The following is a 15,176-nucleotide window of genomic DNA, read 5'->3' as shown; positions in this document are numbered from 1 at the left end:
ATTCATACCGAATTCGGAGCCGAACAGCGACGGCTCCCGGTCGCCGGGAACAGCGGGCGGATTTATTATCCGTGGCGTGGCAGGCGTTGCTATGTACGATCGAGTGTGCCTCGCAACGAACGGCGGCGTGGCGTCCGAGAACGCGGAGACGCACGCGCTCAACCTCGCGGCGGCGATGGACGCGACGCTGCACGCGGTGTACGTCGTCGACGAGGCGGTGACCACGGCGTACAGCGGCGACGAGTACGTCGACACCGCCGAGGGGCCGGCCCACGGCCTGACTGAGTACGGCAACAGTGTCTTGGGTGCGCTGGCCGAGCGCGCCGACGCCGCGGGCGTCACCATCGAGACGGCGGTGTTGTACGGCAGCCCGGCCGACGAGATCGTGACTGTCGCCGACGAGGTCGACGCGGACATCGTGATCCTGGGGACGAAGCGGCGCTCGGACGAGTACCGGTCGCTGCTCGGGAGCGTGACTGATCGCGTGTTGCGCGTGACCGACCGGTCAACGACCGTGGTGAAAACGAACGTGGGCGACGAGGACGCCCCGTAGCCGCGGGCCAGCGTGTTAGTGGTAGACGGCGGTGTTGCCCCGCACGTCCACGACGGTCGCGCCGACGCGGTCGGCGAGATCGGCGGCGAGCCCTGCCGTGTCGTCGCCGCCACGGGCCGCCCGGAGGAACTTCACTTTCACAACGTCGCGGTCGTCGAGTTGGTCGGCAAGCTCTTCGACAACGGACTCGATGCCGGCCTTCCCAACCCAGACAGTAACGTCGGCCTCGTGGGCTTTCGTCGCCAGATCGTCTGACATTCGTGTGCGTGCTTGCGCCCCGGGCTGTTTGAACCTTGTTGCATGGGTCAGCCGGTGTACGGGTATCGTGCGTGCGTGCCGCAGTCACAGGTCACGACGACGTGGCCGCTGCGGGTGCGAACGCGGGCGTTGCGCCCTGGGACCAGGACGGCGTCGCAGTCGTCACAGGTGAACCGGCGGAACGCCGGTGGGAGTGTGAGGCGGTTGCGTTCGGCGAGTCGGCGGGCGAGCCGGACGTACTCGCGGGCGCGATCGTCGTCGCCGGTGCGGGCCGCCGCCCGCGCGAGCGTGTGGAGGCGGTCGATGCGCTCGGCCGCGATGGACGCCATACTGGAGGTCGACGACGCCCGCTGAAGACAGTTCCGGTAGGGTTATCGGCGGCGGCGTACGTCCACCGGATGATGCGAGCGCTGAACTACCTCGAAGCGGCGGAGGCCCTTCGCGGCGGGATGGTGACCGCGACGAACCAGCAGCGGGCCGCCCTCGAAACGACCGACGTTGAGGTAGTTGAAACGCCGTGGCGGGCCGGCGATCCGGTGCGTTCGATCGGCTCGCTGGCGGCTGGCGGGTCGTGTTTCACGGCGTTCGACGTGGCGCACTGTAACCTCGTGGGGCCGGGAAGCGTCGCGGTCGCGCGCCACGCGCGGCGCACCGACACGCCGCTGGTGTTGCACGCACACCTCACTCGCGAGGACTTCGCGCAGTCGTTCCGGGGGTCGAGCACGATCGCGCCCGCCCTCGAACCGTACCTGCGGTGGTTTTACTCGCAGGCCGACCTCGTGTTGTGCCCGAGCGAGTACACGAAAGACGTGCTCCGGGCGTACCCCGTCGACGCCCCGATTCGACAGCTCTCGAACGGCGTGGACCTCGAAAGCATGCAGGGGTATGAGTCGTTCCGGGCGGACACCCGGGCGCGGTTCGATCTCGACGGAACCGTGGTGTACGCCGTCGGCGAGGTGTTCGAGCGCAAGGGGTTGACGATGTTCTGCGAGTTGGCGAAAGCCACCGACCACGAGTTCGCGTGGTTTGGCCCCTACGACGAGGGACCACAGGCCGGCGCGGCCACGCGGAAGTGGGTGTCCGACCCCCCGGCGAACGTGACGTTCACGGGCTACATGGAGGACAAGCGCGCGGCGTTCGGCGCGGGCGACATCTACCTGTTCCCGGCGAAAGTGGAGAACCAGGGGATCGCCGTCCTGGAGGCGATGGCGTGTGGGAAGCCGGTGGTCCTCCGGGACATCCCGGTGTTCCGGGAGTTCTTCACCGACGGGGAGGACTGTCTCATGTGTTCGACGTTCGAAGCGTTCCGCGACGCCATCGACCGCCTCGCCGGCGACCCCGAGTTGCGGACGCGGCTGGGCGAGAACGCGCGGGAGACCGCGGAATCACACAGCCTCGATCGCATCGGCGAGGAGCTCGCCAGCATCTACGAGTGCCTGCGTGACGGCGACGTGGCGTCGGCCGTCGCGGCCACGGAGGGGTAGTGTGTCCGGACGGCTGCCGACCGTTGCGGCGTTCACGGACTCCTACCTGCCGACGGTCAACGGCGTGACGTACACGGTGTCTGCGTGGCACACCGAGTACGAGGCGCGAGGCGGCCGGATGCCCGTGGTTTATCCGGCGTCGGACCACGAGCCGGCCGAGACCGAGCACCCGGTCGCGAGCCTGGCGTTCCCGTTCTACGACGGCTATCGGATGGCGTTCCCGAGCCCGCCCGACGCCGTCGCGGGGGCCGACGTCGTGCACGCGCACACGCCGTTCGGACTGGGGCTCGCGGCCGTCCGGCTCGCCCGCCGCAACGACGCGCCGCTGGTTGCGACCTACCACACGCCCACCGCGGAGTACGCCGAGTACGTGGGGCCGGACGCCGTGACTGGGGCGGTGCGGCGGGCCAGCGAGCGATACGAGCGGTGGTTCCTGTCGCGTGCCGACCTCGTGTTGACGCCGAGCGAGCGCACCCGCAGGGAGGTCCGGGCGCTCGGCGTGGACACGCCCGTGGAGGCGATGCCCAACGGCGTGGACACGGACCGCTTCCAGCCGACCGATCCCACCGCGTTCCTGGCGGCACACGATCTGCCCGCCGACGAGCCGTTGATCGGGTACACTGGCCGCCACGGCTACGAGAAGCGACTCGGGGACCTGCTCGCGGCCGCCGCGGGCGTCGACGCCACGGTGGTGTTCGGCGGCGACGGACCCGCCCGCGACGACCTCGAAGCCGAGGCCGACGCCCGCGGCGTCGACGCGCGCTTCCTGGGGTTCCTGGATCGCGAGGAGATGCCGGCGTTCTACTCGGCGCTGGACGTGTTCGCGTTTCCGAGCCCCATCGAGACGGAAGGACTGGTCGCCCTGGAAGCCAACGCCTGTGGCACGCCGGTTGCGGGCGTGGACGCGGGCGCGCTCTCCGAGACGATCATCGACGGGACGACCGGCTACCACTACGACGCCGGCGACATCCCCGGGTTTCGGCGTGCGATACGGCGCGCGCTCGACGATCGTGACACACTCGCTGAGAACTGTGTGGCGCGCAGACCCGACATCAGCGTGGGGCGCGCCATCGACCGGCTCGCGGCCCGCTACCGCGAGTTGCTCGGTTAGTCTTCGAGCGCGTTCGCGATGCGGTCGAGCTTGTTGTTCGTGCGCTCCAGTTCCTTGCGCAGCATCTCCAGTTCGCGTTCGGCCGTCTCGCTGGTGCCGCCGCCGGACTCATCGCCGCCGGGGCCGCCACCCATGCCGGGCGGGCCGCCACCGCCGCCCCCCATCATGCCGCCCATCATCTGCGCGAACGGGTTGCCGCCGCCACCACCGCCGCCGCCCATGCCGGGCGGGCCGCCACCGCCGCCCATCGCGTCGGCCATGCGCTCGCGGGGGTCCTCGCCGTCGCCCTCGTCGCGCTCTTCGGCTCGCTCCTCACGGATCTCCTCGACGCGCTCGCGGAAGGACTTCTCCTCGCCGTCGTCCTCGGCGGCGTCGTCTACTGGTTGGTCGTCGTCTGCCATGCAGGGTGGTTTGCCGCCCGCATTGAAAAAAGCCGGCTTCCCGGACGCGCCTAGAACGCGGTGAGACTGGCCTGGCGGTCGCGGTCGTCGGCGCCGGGCGTGATCTCGTGGCCGACGAGCGCGCGCATGTCGACGCCGTAGGTCGTTTCCCGCCGGTCGAGGACGAGCAGGCGGCCTTTGGTTGCGCGGACCGTGCCGGTGAGCATCGTCTCCGCGACGGGGCGGCTGTCGACATCGAGGCCGTAGTCGAAGTCGAACTCGTCGATGGGGTCGAAGTCGGACACGAGGTCGCGCCACGCGGTCCGGTCGAGGGTGGCACCGAGCCCCCGGCGTTTGGTGGGAACGCGCACCCGGTCGGTGATGCGGTCCGCGATGCCGGCCTCGATGCGGCGGGCGCGCCGCCCGTCGGCGACCGTGTGGACGTGTGCGGCGCGGTCCGCGCCCTGCTCGCGGAGGCGGGTGTCGAGGCGCCAGGAGCGGGTCACGCCCACTTTGAACACGTCCGGTGCGAACGCCGCGAGGTAGACGGCGTGTTCCTCCTCGCAGGCGTCCAGTGGTTTGTCGCAGTCGCCCGTGCAGCGCGCGCACGGCCAGACCGACGTGTGCGCGTCGCAGTACGGCGCGTCGGGGCGCTGGCAAGGCTGGTGGCCGTCGTCGCCGCGGTCGACGCCGGCGCAGTGGCGGTCGGCAAGCGAGTACGCCAGCTCGGTGGTGGGGGCCAGCGTGATGTGGTCGATGGTCCCCGCGTCGGCGACGCGAAGCGCGGCGGGTCCTTCGCCTGGCGCGGTTTCGTACCCGACAATTTGCACGCACTCGGGTACGCCGGCCCTGAATAAAGCGGTGGCGCTGTCACGGGGTCGCTGTACGGACGGCGGTCCGCATCGAAGCGCCACACAGGCTGGTGCGTCAGTAGACACGGTGCTGGGTGACACGGCCGTCACCGGGTGGCGCGGACGCCCGCGAGCGCTTTTGTTCGGCCGCTGCCTACGTGTGGTATGGCGGACACCAACAGCCCAGTCAGTGCGGACGCCCCCGACAGCCCGTTCCGGACGACCGGCACCGATCACGTCACGATTTGGGGGAGCAACGCAGCGGACACCATCGCGTTCTACCGCGACCTGCTCGGGATGCCGCTGGTGATGCGCCAGCCGAACCTCGACGACCCCGCGCAGACGCATCTCTTCTTCGACACGGGGGACGGCCGTATCCTCACCGTCTTTGTGAACGACGAGCGGTCCTCGAACCACGACCGTCTCCGCACGCAGGTCGGCGGCGTCCACCACCTCTCGTTTTCCATCGCGGCCGCGGACTTCGAGGACGTGATGGCGGCGCTGGACGACGCCGGCCACGGCTACAACGTCTTCGACCGCGGCATCTTCTGCTCGCTGTACACGCAGGACAACAACGGCCTCATCGTCGAGCTGGCGGCTGACAAGTACGACATCCCGGACGACCGCCGGGGCGAGGTGCTGGCGGCCGCCCAGCGCATCCGTGAGGCCGACGGCGCGGACTTCGCCGCGGACCGCCACATGGAGGCGGCCTTAGACGAACTCGGCATCGACGCCGAGCCTGCCGACCTGCCCGACGCCGCCACCGGTGCCGGCGTCTGAGTGGCGGCGCTCAGTCGAGAACGCGCAATCGGTACCCCGCCAGTCGCTCAGGGTTCGCCACGCGGTCGGTCCGCGTGGCGGCGTCCACGATGGCCGCGACGAACGACGTCGGGACCTCCACGGCGATGAAATCCGAGTCCCCGGGCACCGTCAGGCGCGCCATCGTCCGGTCGGTGCCGTCGTCGTTGTAGATACTGCCGACCCGGTCGCCGTCGTGGCGGAACCGCAGCGTCACGTCGGTCACCTCGAGCGCGTCGAATCGCACCTCGAAGACGCGGTCCGTTGCTTCGAGGCGTGCGAGGAGGGCACCGTCGAGTTCGGTGACAGTGGTGTCCATGGGGACGTAACGGGCGGCTCCCGCATAGGCGTGCTGGGGGCGTGTGCTGAAAGCTTCTATCGGCGGTGTGCTCTGGCCCCAGTGCGGTCAGCACAGTGCAATCACGGCTCGAAGTCGGCCGACACCGATCAGCTCTGTTCGGAACGCCGCACGGGGCACAGGACGTATTCGGCGAACGGCGACCGTACAGATCATACGCTACAGGGTGTGAACCGCGGTAGGTAGCTGCGCTGCTATGTGGAAACTGATTTAATATGAACACGCTCTCACGTAATCCAGACATGAACAAGCCCGAAATTGTTCGGTTGCTCGTACTCTGGTTCGTCGTCGTGGTTTTTCTGCAGACATCACCTGGGAGTGACGGGCCAATAACGATGGGGATCGGTCTCTTCGCGCTCGCGTTGTTTTGGATCATCCCCCTCTATGTGCTCACATCCTGTTTGTGGACAGTGATGGGCGGATTGCGGGCTAAGTGACATCCTCCTCGCGGTAAACGGCGAGGCTTCCCGTGCCGCAGGTGGGATATCTGCCGGGCTACGATACGACCTGTTCTCTCGTGGTGGACGTCCCGCTCTCGCGGTCGTGGTTTCGGTGGTGTCGTTTCCGTCGGTGTCGTCGGTGCCTCCCGAGTAGCCGGCGAGGCCGTGGATCGCGGACCGAGGCACTCAGAAGATCGCGTCGCGCTCGTCGAGTTCGTGGGCAGGCCCGCCGACCTCCCAGACGGCGGTGTCGACGCCGCAGTCGGCGACCGCGGCCTCGACCTCGTCGGCGTGACTCGCAGTGGTGTTCACGTACACTGTCGCGCCGGTATCCGTCGAGAAGTACGTCGGCACGCCGTCCGCCCGGAGATCCCGCACGGTCTCGAATATCGAGAGCGTCTCGGGCTTCCAGTACACCCACCCGGACGGCCCCGTCATCGTCGTCGCCGCGAGCGACAGCGAGTCGTGTTCGGCGGTCTCGAAGACGCGCTGGAAGTCGCCCGCGCGGACGGCGTCACGCATCTCCGCGAGTTGGCCCTGGACGTGTGCCAGCCGCGCGTCGAACATGTGGCTGTCGGCGGCCTCGGCGTGGGCGGACTCCGTCTCCTTGTAGGCGGGCACTTCGCCCACGACGATGCGCAGGTCGGACGCGAACTCCGCGGGGGCGTCGAGGCGTTCGCTGCGGCAGTCGGCGTCGTTCAATCCCGCGTGCAGATCCGAGAACCCGCCCGTGACGGCGCGGGCCGCGGACGCCGATCCGCGGCGCGCGATCGTCGACACCGTCGGGAGATCTAGGTCCAGGCCGGCGGCGCGGACGCACGCCAACGCGGCCGCCGCGAACCCCGACGACGACGACCCCAGGCCGATGTTCGTGGGGAAGCTGTTCTGGCTCTCCAGGCGCACGCGGTGGTCGAACCCGGCGCGGTCGCGGACCGCATCGACCACGCTGCGGATGCGGTCCGCGCCGTGACCGGTGGCCGTGTCGCCGTCGACGACGTACTGGTCGGCGTCGCGGTCGGGATCGAACTCGACGGTCGTCGTGGTGTTGCTGGGCGCGGTGCAGACGCTGATGGAGTCGTGGTACGGCATGCGAAGCGACTCGTCGCGCATCCCGTGGTATTTCACGAGGCCCTGGATAGGGTGTGCGCGCGCGGTTGCTTTCATACGTCGATGCGGGGGTGTCGCGCGCATAAGCGTCCCGGAAGCAGCCGCACGGACACACCCCGTGGTGGTTCCGGTACAGCGAAGGGCATCGACGCCCTGGCAGTGGTATGGGCACGCGACTGGAGACGCGAAGCGCACAGGTCGAGACCGTCATCGACCGGCTGCGCGAGCAACACCCCGACCCGGAGATCTCGCTGCGGTTCTCCTCACGCATGGAGCTGCTCGTGGCGGTGATCCTGTCCGCACAGTGCACTGACGAGCGCGTCAACGCCGAGACCGAGCACCTCTTCGACACCTACGAGACCGTCGCGGACTACGCGAACGCCGACGAGGAAGCGCTGGCTGCGGAACTGAACTCGATCACGTACTACAACAGCAAAGCCGGATACATCAAAAGCGCCGCACAGTCGATCCTCGAAGACCACGACGGCGCAGTACCCGACACCATGAGCGACCTCACGGACCTCTCGGGGGTCGGTCGGAAGACGGCCAACGTCGTCCTCCAGCACGGCCACGATCTGACCCAGGGCATCGTCGTAGACACCCACGTGCAGCGGCTATCGCGGCGCCTCGGCATCACCGACAAAAAGCGCCCGGAAGCCATCGAAACCGACCTGATGCCGGTGGTGCCCGAGGACCACTGGAAGAACTACACGCACTGGTTGATCGCGCACGGCCGAGAGACGTGTACGGCCCGGAACCCGGACTGCGGAGCGTGCGTGCTTGCGGACATCTGTCCGTCGTCGAAGACCGACCACGACATCGACTTGGCCGACGGCAGCGAGTGGTGACGACCGCTCGGTGACTGTTTTGGTCCCGCCAGAGGGGAGTTAAACACGGATTGTAGCCTCGCGAGCGGTTTTATATCCGGCCGCCGTACGTCCGTGTGGATGACAGCGAACCGCCTCCTCCCGGGCAGCGCATCGGTCGACGCCGGCGACGGCTCGGAAGTCGTTCACATCCGGGAGGACGCCGCCGATGATGTCTTCGACGCGCTCGGGTCTCGGACCGCACGCGAGATCCTGAGCGCGCTCTACGAGGAGCCCGACACGGCGTCGGGCGTCGCCGACCGCGTCGACACCTCCCTGCAGAACGCGAGCTACCACATCGAGAACCTCGTCGAGGCCGACCTCCTGGAGGTCGCGGACACGTGGTACTCCGCCCAAGGCCGAGAGATGAGCGTGTACGCGCCGGCGAGCGACACCCTGGTGTTGTTCGCCGCCGACAGCGGGCAGTCGCCGTCGCTGCGCAGCCGGCTGGCCGGACTGCTCGGCGTGCTCGGTGCCCTCGGCGTGGTGAGCGTCGCCGTCCAACGGCTGCTCGCCGGGGGTACACCGCGCCCCGGTGCCAGGATGCGCGTGGCATCCGAGCGGGTCACACAAGCCGCCGAAAACACCACCGAGCCCGGCGTCATCGATCGGATCGGACACGCAGTCACGGCGACGCTGCAGACACTCCCGCCCGGCGTCGTGTTCTTCGCCGGTGGCGTGTTCGTCCTCGCGATGGTGGGCGCGTACGCGTGGTATCAGTCCTAAAACGGGAACTCGGGGTACCGGATGACGTACCGGGCGAGGCCCAGCACCCAGGCGACCAGCCAGCAGAGCACGTAGCCCGCGACGCCGGCGCGCAGCCGGAGCCGCCAGGCGCCCATGTTCTCGTGGATGTCGTCGATCTCCAGGTCCGGATCGGGGTCGTTGTAGAGGTTGTACTGGCGTTTCGCGCGCAGGATCGGCACGATCCCGGTGAGCGCGAACACCAGAAACGCGTACGCCTGCACGCCGAAGAAGGCGTGCAGCGCCGCGAACCCGCCGAGCTGGCCGAGCAACCGGGGTGCCATCCACGTGACAACGGGCACGGTGTTCAGCGTCAGCCCGACAACGATATACGAGAGGTGGTGTCGCAGCACACCCCACGTGACGGGGTCGGCGTCGATGATGATCCACGCGCCGTAGATGTAGAACGGAAAGCTGAGCGTGACCAGCGCCGCGGCGAGGGTGGCGACCGCCACGTCTTCGACCATACGTCGGTCTTTGGCCGGCGGGACAAAACGCGTTCGGGTCGCGGCCACCCCGTCGGTCGGAAGCGTTTACTCCGTCGCCCCGCAACGCGCAGACGATGACGGACTCCAGCGCCGGCGGAGACGAAACGGAGCCGGCGGATCGCACGACACAGGACACCGACGCCGACAAGTCCGTCGAGTCGATGACCGCAAGCGACATCGCCGCGGAGGTCGACGACGAGTACGACTTCGAGGAGTTCGGCCCCCGGCAGATGGCCGAGATGGACGCCGACGAGTGGGAGGCGGCGTTCGACCCGGACGCGTGGATCACCGGCGGGGCGTTGCTCGACCGCGTGGCCGACGACCTCCGCAGCCGGGTGGCCACGCGGGACGTGTTCGCGGTCGTCGAGCGCGACACGATCGACGGCGAGCCCGTGGTGTTGGCGTACTCGGACGAGGGGTACGCCGTCGTCTACGAGGACGGCACCGTGGAGGGGTCGGGCACCGTGCTGCGCGACGTCAAGCCGACGGTTGCGTTGTGTTCGATGGACGGCTACGATGCGCCCGACCCGCCGGCGGACGCGGGGCTGCCCGACCCCCAGGAGATCCCGGAGTCGGCAAGCGGGTTCGGCACCACGCTGCTCCAGTACATCGGCATCGCACAGCTGGTGGCTGGCGTGCTGTTGTTCCTCGCGCCGTTCGTGTACGACCCGCTCGTGCGGCAGTGTCCACCGGTCTCGGTGCCGGGGTCGACGGCGCGTGCGTGCGAGATCGCGGGCGCGTCGTTCACGCTGCATCCACTGGGTGATTCCGGGATCATCGCAGCCATCGCGGGTGTGGGGTTCGTCCTGTTCGGCGTGTTCATGCTGGTGTTGGTGGCGAACGCACGGCTCTCGGATCGGTTCCGCGCCGACGAGTTCCGAGCGCGGCTGCGGTCGGTGGGTGTCGGCACCGACGACCGCCCGGCGTTCGTCCCACAGACCGACGCCGATACCGGGACGGCCGAACCGGACGAAGACACCCCGTAAGCCGGCGATACTGGCGGCGTAGTGGCACCGAGCCATCGGTGGGTTTATCCGGTTCGCATCCTGATTTCAGCGTGTATGAAGAGGCGGGACTTTCTCAAAATTGCAACCGGCTCGGCTGGCGGCGCGGCGGCCGTCGGAGCAGTCGGTGCGCGGTCGTCCTCGTCTTCGTCAGCCGTACACCAACAGGCACCCGGAAACGCCACGGGCAACGGCACGGCGATGGACAACAGCACAGCAGGCAACGAGACGGCCGCCGGCGGCGACAGCGAGTCCGGTGACGGCGGCGGTGGTGCAACCACGAAGACGGTGAAGGTTGGGCCGAACAACCAGAACGTGTTCGATCCGGCGGAAGTGTACGTCTCACCGGGTGACACCGTGAAGTGGGTGTGGGAAGGATCGACTGGGCACAACGTCCACGCGACCAGCGTTCCGGACGAGGCTGGCTGGGACGCCCAGACGGAGATCGTCTCCGCCCCTCACGAGTACTCACACACGTTCGAGGGGCCGACCGGCGAGTACAGCTACGTCTGTGACCCCCACAAGAGTCTGGGGATGAAAGGCAAAGTGATCGTCAACGAGAACGGCCAGGCACCGAGCGGCGGCGGCGGCCCAGTGGAGCGGTCACCCCACGAGATGGGCGTCCCGATTCAGGCCCACTACGTGGGCATCGCCACCATCCTCATGATGATCCTGAGCATGGTGTACACGTTCTTCGTGTTGAAGTACGGCGAGTCACGGAACGCCAGCGCCCCGAACAAACCATAATGTCTTCGAAAGGCTCCAACTACGGCGACATCCACCGGTACGAGCCGGCCAGTGAGAGCACGGCCGCGATGATCACGATCGTGCTTCTGACAGTCATCGAGGTGCTGCTCGTCGGGCTGTTCACCTGGGGGCTCGTGACCGGACTGGGCACCGATCCAGTCGGAAACATGTATCTCGGGTTCCTGCTGGCGGCGGTCTTCATCGACCTGTCGTTCATCCTGATGCTGTACCGCAAGGAGTTCCTGCCGGACGTGATGATCGTCAAGAAGCGCCGCCGCAAGTGGGAGGATCTCTACATTCGCGAAGACCAGGTCGACGGCACCTCGATGTTCGAGAACACCGTCGAACAGTTCAAAACGGCGCTGTATCCGTACAAGCGTAAATAACAATGTCAGACAAATATCCAGAGAGTTCGGGTCGACGCCGGTTCGTGAAAGGCGTCGTGGGAAGCGCAGCGCTGGCCGGCGCTGGGACGGCCGGCACGGCAGTTCTCGAATCGGTCACCAACCCAACAGGGTCGGGTGGTGGGCAGACGAACTACTTCGCCGTCGAGAACACCGCCGGTCCGGCACCCCGGGGGATGCCGATGGTCCCCATCGAGATCGACGACAACGGCGACATCAAGGGCGTGTTCCCGGATGTCAAGGAGGTCGAGACGGAGACCGGTGGCACGAAAAAGCAAGCCCGGATGGAGCTGGGCGGCATCGAGTACACGCCCAACTGGTACCAGTACTGTGGCGTGCAGGGCTACGGCGGGTTGCGCCCGGACTACGACGGTGACAACTACTTCCGGTTCTCGGGCGCCGGGTACAGCTGGCAGCCCTCCGGTGGGAAAGTCAACATCGACGAGTTCGACGACTACGACACCTGGGAGAACGACTACGGTGACGCCGGCATCGGGAAGCCGGCGAAAGCGACGTGGCGGTCCCAGAACACCGATAACACGATCCCGATCCTGATCATCCGCAGTCCCGTCCTCGAAGACCGCGTCGAGTCCGCTGAGGGGGAGGTCGCCGAGTGGCTGGAGGCCGCGACCGATCAGGGCGTCATGGCGATCGTCAACAAGTGTACGCACTTCTGCTGTGCGCCACAGGGGTTCCGCACGTCGAACTACGAGGGCGCTGAGGACAAGATCTACTGTCAGTGCCACCAGTCGATCTACGATCCGTTCAGCATCGTGAAAAAGAGCTTCGTCGCGTTCGCGCGGCCTGAAAACTAACAATGAGCATTGAACGCAAAGACGACCACGACCACAAGGCCTGGATCAAGGAGAAGGATCTGACGGCCATCGAGAGCACGTTCCTCACGGTGCTGGTGTGGCTCGACCGCCGCCTCCGCATTGTCGATTACTTGGAACTCCTGGAGACGCTGTACTACCGCGTCAACCTCCAGATGCCGAAAAGCCACACCGAACAGTACAACCTCGACAACAAGTTCTGGTACTGGTATCCGCTGTACTCGCTTGGGTTCTTCTCGACGCTGTCGTACGTCGTCGCGGCGATCTCCGGGGCCCTGCTTGGGTTCTACTATTCGCCGTCGGCGGCCGCGGCGACCTGTGGCGTCGACGGGAGCACGGTGGCGTACTGTGCGGTCGCGGGGATCATGACCGATCTGAACTTCGGGTTCTTCCTGCGGTCGCTGCACCGGTGGGCCGCACAGGTCATGACCGCCGCGGTCTTCCTGCACATGCTGCGCGTGTACTTCACGGGCTCGTACAAGGAACCCCGCGAAGTCAACTGGCTCATCGGCATCGTCCTGCTCAGCCTGACGATGGTGTTCGGGTATACGGGCTACCTCCTGCCGTGGGACCAGCTCGCGTACTGGGCGGGACAGATCGGTGTCGAGATGAGCCTCTCGATCCCACTGGTCGGCGACTGGGTCGCCCAGTTGATGTTCGGTGGGTTCTCGCTCGGACAGGCAACGCTCCAGCGGATGTACCTCCTGCACGTGTTCCTGTTGCCGTTCGTGGTGACAACCGTGATCGCGATCCACCTCGGGCTGGTGTGGATGCAGGGCATCGCAGAACCCCACTAACACAATGAGTGACGACCAACCAACGGACGAGGACGCTCGCACCGACGGCACGGGGATCGTCTCACCCGACGACGAGACGCCCACGTGGCGCGAACGGAAAGAACGAACGACGGGGCTGTCGCGGCTGACCTACGAGTACTTCGAGCGGTCGCGCCGCGAGGACCAAGACCTCCGCCAGGAGTCGGACTACGTCGAGCGGGACGTGCTGGCGTTCCCGACGTGGCCCCACGAGCTCGTGCGGAACCTCGCGATCACGAGCTTCTTCGTGGGCATGATCCTGTTCCTCGGCGCGACGCTGCCGCCGCACCTCGGACAGCCGGCCAACCCCAGCACGACGCCGGCCGTGATCCTGCCCGACTGGTATCTGTACTGGTCGTTCGGGCTGTTGAAGCTCAGCGCGTTGAACCCCGAGCTCGCCATCCTCGGCGGCCAGAAGCTGCTGGCCGACCGGACGTTCGGCGTGCTCGCGAACGTCGTTGTGGTCGGATTCATCGCCATCGTGCCGTTCCTCAACAAGGGGAGCGCACGACGCCCCGTCGAGCAGCCGTTCTGGGCGTCCGTCGGCGTGATGGGTGTCGTGTTCGCGTTCACCATCAGCGCGTACTCGGCGAAAACCCACCTCCCGTTGAACCCGCATCTGAGCTTCGATCTGGCGTTCCTCATCCCGCCGATGGCGGGTGCGGTCGCGTACGCCATCCTGAAGACGATGCGCGAGGGGTACATGTACGACCTGAACAAGCGGTATTACAAGCTGCGGCCGCCGAAGTAGCGGCCCGCTTGCGGCGTCGTTTTTTCGCGTGTCGGCTCCCGGTGAGCTGTGGTTCCGTCGCAGTAAAGTAGCCAGCACCCCCACAGTACCGTGATGGGTGACGATTCACGCAGTATCGTTGTTCCCGAGCGCCTCTACAAGACCGTGACCGTGTTCTCGACGTTGTTCGCGATCGTGACGGTCGTCGGGGGGTTCGTGGCGCTCGACGCGGCGACGAAGAGCGCGTCGGCCAAAGCCAGTGAGGTGAGCGTCCCGTTTGCGGTGTTGGGTATCGGGCTGATCGCGGCCGGCGGCCTGGTGTACGCGTTCGCGTCCCGGTTCCGGGCCCGTGGAATGGCAACGGATAAGAACAGCGACGACCAACAACCAAACAATGGCTGACGAATTCATCAAGGGGCTGGGCATGTTGACCGGCGGTGGCCTCGTGTGGATGATCATGGCGGGGTGGTACCGGACGCCGGAGTTCGGGCACGGCCAGCTCATCAGTGAGGTGCCAAGCAACCTAACGATGTACGACCAGATGGCGGTCGTGCTGTTGGAGGGGGCGTTCTGGGTGGCGATCATCGGGGCGTTGTTCTTCTGGATCGGCCTGCCGTTGGGCCGTGAAGCGTACGCGACGTACGCCTCGAATTAAGCGGGCGGGCGGCGTGCTGTTAGATCACTCGGAACGCGCCACAGCGGGCATCGAAACGGAGAACGTCGGCAGGCCGGAGCCGCGAGCGTGACGATCAGACGACCTGCGTCCACAGCGGCTTGACGACGAAAAACAGGCTGAGGTAGGCGACGTACAGCAGCATGAAGGTCGCAGCGACGAGCGCGCCCTTGGGGCGTTCGAGGCTGCGGCCGTCGCGTGCTTCGACCTTCCGGGCTTCGAACTCGAAGAAGTCGGCGAAGAACACGCCGAGCACGAGCACCGACAGCACCATTCCGGCGTGGTGGTGGAGTGTGAGGTAGTACAGCGTCGTGATGACGAGGCCCCACGTGGTGAACGAGTGGAACCAGTGTCGGCTGAGCGCTTCGGGACCGTCGGCGGCCTGCGTGACGTGTTGTGCGTGCGCGATGCGTCGGCTGACGAAGTTCAGGACCGCGAGCGCCAGGATCGCATATTCGAGGTATGGCGCGACCAACGTGTCAAGGGGCCCGAAGATCGCGACCGAGGGGTCTACCATGGTCGGGTTTCGGTG

The 15,176-nt window shown here is 67.0% G+C and carries 23 protein-coding genes; 15 read left to right on the top strand and 8 right to left on the bottom strand.

Features of this window, described 5'->3' with window-relative positions; all coding sequences use genetic code 11:
• The first annotated feature begins 91 nt into the window (after nt 1-91).
• Nucleotides 92-553, top strand: a complete 462-nt coding sequence (locus ACOZ32_RS07590) for a universal stress protein (RefSeq protein WP_205251571.1) — start codon at nt 92-94, stop codon at nt 551-553.
• Nucleotides 554-568: 15 nt separating this feature from the next.
• Here ACOZ32_RS07590 and ACOZ32_RS07585 read toward each other — a convergent pair whose 3' ends face one another.
• Both ACOZ32_RS07585 and ACOZ32_RS07580 read right to left on the bottom strand, forming a co-directional pair.
• Nucleotides 569-811 (bottom strand): YhbY family RNA-binding protein, encoded by a 243-nt coding sequence (locus ACOZ32_RS07585; RefSeq protein ID WP_010902408.1) that lies wholly within the window; start codon nt 809-811, stop codon nt 569-571.
• A 47-nt stretch (nt 812-858) separates the two neighbouring features.
• Nucleotides 859-1,140: a ribonuclease P protein component 4 gene (locus ACOZ32_RS07580; protein WP_010902407.1), complete on the bottom strand. Its 282-nt coding sequence runs from the start codon at nt 1,138-1,140 to the stop codon at nt 859-861.
• 21 nt (nt 1,141-1,161) lie between these two features.
• On the opposite strand from ACOZ32_RS07580, the gene ACOZ32_RS07575 reads away from it, so the two are divergent.
• Nucleotides 1,162-2,295 carry a glycosyltransferase family 4 protein gene (locus tag ACOZ32_RS07575; RefSeq protein WP_268825532.1) on the top strand — a complete coding sequence of 378 codons (1,134 nt, stop codon included), beginning with the start codon at nt 1,162-1,164 and terminating at the stop codon, nt 2,293-2,295.
• Between the two features lies 1 nt (nt 2,296).
• Nucleotides 2,297-3,406, top strand: a complete 1,110-nt coding sequence (locus ACOZ32_RS07570; protein ID WP_205251569.1) for a glycosyltransferase — start codon at nt 2,297-2,299, stop codon at nt 3,404-3,406.
• Here the strand turns inward: ACOZ32_RS07570 and ACOZ32_RS07565 are convergent.
• Together ACOZ32_RS07565 and ACOZ32_RS07560 are read right to left on the bottom strand one after the other, a co-directional pair.
• Complete coding sequence (locus ACOZ32_RS07565) at nt 3,403-3,807, bottom strand: hypothetical protein (RefSeq protein ID WP_205251568.1); 405 nt, start codon at nt 3,805-3,807, stop codon at nt 3,403-3,405. The two genes, ACOZ32_RS07570 and ACOZ32_RS07565, sit on opposite strands and share 4 nt — an antisense overlap.
• Nucleotides 3,808-3,857: 50 nt before the next feature.
• Nucleotides 3,858-4,616 carry a DUF2797 domain-containing protein gene (locus ACOZ32_RS07560; RefSeq protein ID WP_205251567.1) on the bottom strand — a complete coding sequence of 253 codons (759 nt, stop codon included), beginning with the start codon at nt 4,614-4,616 and terminating at the stop codon, nt 3,858-3,860.
• 186 nt (nt 4,617-4,802) lie between these two features.
• Between ACOZ32_RS07560 and ACOZ32_RS07555 the strand changes: the two genes are divergently transcribed.
• Nucleotides 4,803-5,417, top strand: a complete 615-nt coding sequence (locus ACOZ32_RS07555; RefSeq protein ID WP_205251566.1) for a VOC family protein — start codon at nt 4,803-4,805, stop codon at nt 5,415-5,417.
• A gap of 10 nt (nt 5,418-5,427) precedes the next feature.
• Here ACOZ32_RS07555 and ACOZ32_RS07550 read toward each other — a convergent pair whose 3' ends face one another.
• Nucleotides 5,428-5,754, bottom strand: coding sequence for a hypothetical protein (locus tag ACOZ32_RS07550; protein WP_205251565.1), 327 nt, complete (start codon nt 5,752-5,754; stop codon nt 5,428-5,430).
• A gap of 254 nt (nt 5,755-6,008) precedes the next feature.
• Between ACOZ32_RS07550 and ACOZ32_RS07545 the strand changes: the two genes are divergently transcribed.
• Nucleotides 6,009-6,230, top strand: a complete 222-nt coding sequence (locus ACOZ32_RS07545) for a hypothetical protein (protein ID WP_424335124.1) — start codon at nt 6,009-6,011, stop codon at nt 6,228-6,230.
• A gap of 189 nt (nt 6,231-6,419) precedes the next feature.
• On the opposite strand, the gene mvaD is transcribed toward ACOZ32_RS07545, so the two are convergent.
• Nucleotides 6,420-7,397, bottom strand: coding sequence for a phosphomevalonate decarboxylase MvaD (gene mvaD, locus ACOZ32_RS07540; RefSeq protein ID WP_285271568.1), 978 nt, complete (start codon nt 7,395-7,397; stop codon nt 6,420-6,422).
• A 107-nt stretch (nt 7,398-7,504) separates the two neighbouring features.
• Here mvaD and nth point away from each other — a divergent pair, with 107 nt between their 5' ends.
• Together nth and ACOZ32_RS07530 are read left to right on the top strand one after the other, a co-directional pair.
• Nucleotides 7,505-8,188: an endonuclease III gene (gene nth, locus ACOZ32_RS07535; protein ID WP_424335123.1), complete on the top strand. Its 684-nt coding sequence runs from the start codon at nt 7,505-7,507 to the stop codon at nt 8,186-8,188.
• Between the two features lie 99 nt (nt 8,189-8,287).
• On the top strand, nt 8,288-8,932 hold the full coding sequence (locus ACOZ32_RS07530) for an ArsR/SmtB family transcription factor (RefSeq protein WP_424335122.1): 645 nt from the start codon (nt 8,288-8,290) through the stop codon (nt 8,930-8,932).
• Here ACOZ32_RS07530 and ACOZ32_RS07525 read toward each other — a convergent pair.
• On the bottom strand, nt 8,929-9,417 hold the full coding sequence (locus ACOZ32_RS07525) for a DUF7321 family protein (protein WP_205251560.1): 489 nt from the start codon (nt 9,415-9,417) through the stop codon (nt 8,929-8,931). The genes ACOZ32_RS07530 and ACOZ32_RS07525 overlap by 4 nt on opposite strands.
• A 95-nt stretch (nt 9,418-9,512) precedes the next feature.
• On the opposite strand from ACOZ32_RS07525, the gene ACOZ32_RS07520 reads away from it, so the two are divergent.
• The 8 genes from ACOZ32_RS07520 (at nt 9,513) to ACOZ32_RS07485 (ending at nt 14,626) form a co-directional block, all read left to right on the top strand.
• On the top strand, nt 9,513-10,424 hold the full coding sequence (locus ACOZ32_RS07520; protein ID WP_205251559.1) for a DUF7319 domain-containing protein: 912 nt from the start codon (nt 9,513-9,515) through the stop codon (nt 10,422-10,424).
• Between the two features lie 75 nt (nt 10,425-10,499).
• Nucleotides 10,500-11,189 carry a plastocyanin/azurin family copper-binding protein gene (locus ACOZ32_RS07515; RefSeq protein WP_010902395.1) on the top strand — a complete coding sequence of 230 codons (690 nt, stop codon included), beginning with the start codon at nt 10,500-10,502 and terminating at the stop codon, nt 11,187-11,189.
• Nucleotides 11,189-11,575, top strand: coding sequence for a DUF7318 family protein (locus ACOZ32_RS07510; RefSeq protein ID WP_010902394.1), 387 nt, complete (start codon nt 11,189-11,191; stop codon nt 11,573-11,575). The genes ACOZ32_RS07515 and ACOZ32_RS07510 overlap by 1 nt, the downstream gene beginning before the upstream one ends.
• On the top strand, nt 11,572-12,408 hold the full coding sequence (locus tag ACOZ32_RS07505) for a ubiquinol-cytochrome c reductase iron-sulfur subunit (RefSeq protein ID WP_173362412.1): 837 nt from the start codon (nt 11,572-11,574) through the stop codon (nt 12,406-12,408). The genes ACOZ32_RS07510 and ACOZ32_RS07505 overlap by 4 nt, the downstream gene beginning before the upstream one ends.
• 2 nt (nt 12,409-12,410) lie before the next feature.
• Entirely contained in the window at nt 12,411-13,223 is an 813-nt protein-coding gene (locus ACOZ32_RS07500) for a cytochrome b (RefSeq protein ID WP_010902392.1), read from the top strand.
• A 4-nt stretch (nt 13,224-13,227) separates the two neighbouring features.
• A complete protein-coding gene (locus tag ACOZ32_RS07495) occupies nt 13,228-13,992 on the top strand; it encodes a cytochrome bc complex cytochrome b subunit (RefSeq protein ID WP_010902391.1) in 765 nt (254 codons plus the stop codon).
• 93 nt (nt 13,993-14,085) lie between these two features.
• Nucleotides 14,086-14,373: a DUF7315 family membrane protein gene (locus tag ACOZ32_RS07490; protein WP_010902390.1), complete on the top strand. Its 288-nt coding sequence runs from the start codon at nt 14,086-14,088 to the stop codon at nt 14,371-14,373.
• Nucleotides 14,366-14,626 carry a DUF7314 family protein gene (locus ACOZ32_RS07485; RefSeq protein ID WP_010902389.1) on the top strand — a complete coding sequence of 87 codons (261 nt, stop codon included), beginning with the start codon at nt 14,366-14,368 and terminating at the stop codon, nt 14,624-14,626. The genes ACOZ32_RS07490 and ACOZ32_RS07485 overlap by 8 nt, the downstream gene beginning before the upstream one ends.
• Nucleotides 14,627-14,720: 94 nt before the next feature.
• Here the strand turns inward: ACOZ32_RS07485 and ACOZ32_RS07480 are convergent, their stop codons facing one another.
• On the bottom strand, nt 14,721-15,161 hold the full coding sequence (locus ACOZ32_RS07480) for a DUF7313 family protein (protein WP_205251557.1): 441 nt from the start codon (nt 15,159-15,161) through the stop codon (nt 14,721-14,723).
• Nucleotides 15,162-15,176: the final 15 nt, after the last annotated feature.

Source organism: Halobacterium sp. MBLA0001 (assembly GCF_049705385.1).
Taxonomy (GTDB): Archaea; Halobacteriota; Halobacteria; order Halobacteriales; family Halobacteriaceae; genus Halobacterium; species Halobacterium salinarum.
Note: the sequence above shows the minus strand (reverse complement) of the source record. Positions and strands in the feature narration are given on the sequence as shown.